The 305-nt window shown below is 42.0% G+C and carries 1 protein-coding gene; it reads right to left on the bottom strand.

Annotated elements, in window-relative coordinates:
- Positions 1-305, bottom strand: a 305-nt coding sequence (locus SB660_RS19685) for a TatD family hydrolase (protein WP_410583947.1), incomplete at both ends; no start/stop codon positions are given.

Here is a 305-nt window from a genome sequence, read left to right as displayed (position 1 = left end):
AAATTGTTCTAATAACGCAATATAAGGGCGCTCATCCAATACATGCGTCTGTTTTCGATAATAAGGTAAACCAACCTCTCCAACAGCAATCATCTCACTAGCATGCAGTCGTATCCAATCAAATAAAGCTTCTTTCTCCCTATCATTAGGCAACGACTGTTCAGGATGAAAACCATACGCTGCCTTGACCTTCGCATAGGCTCTCGATAACTTCAGCGTTTTCTCACAAGATTGTAAGTCCGTACTGACCGCTATAACCGTTTGCGCCTCATCAAGTAGCAAAGGTACTTCTTCTTCTTGATACT

Origin of the sequence: Bacillus sp. SIMBA_005, assembly GCF_046535585.1 — a bacterium.
Lineage (GTDB): Bacteria > Bacillota > Bacilli > Bacillales > Bacillaceae > Bacillus > Bacillus pumilus.
The sequence above is the reverse complement of the archived record's forward strand: the minus strand, read 5'-3'. Positions and strand labels throughout refer to the sequence as shown.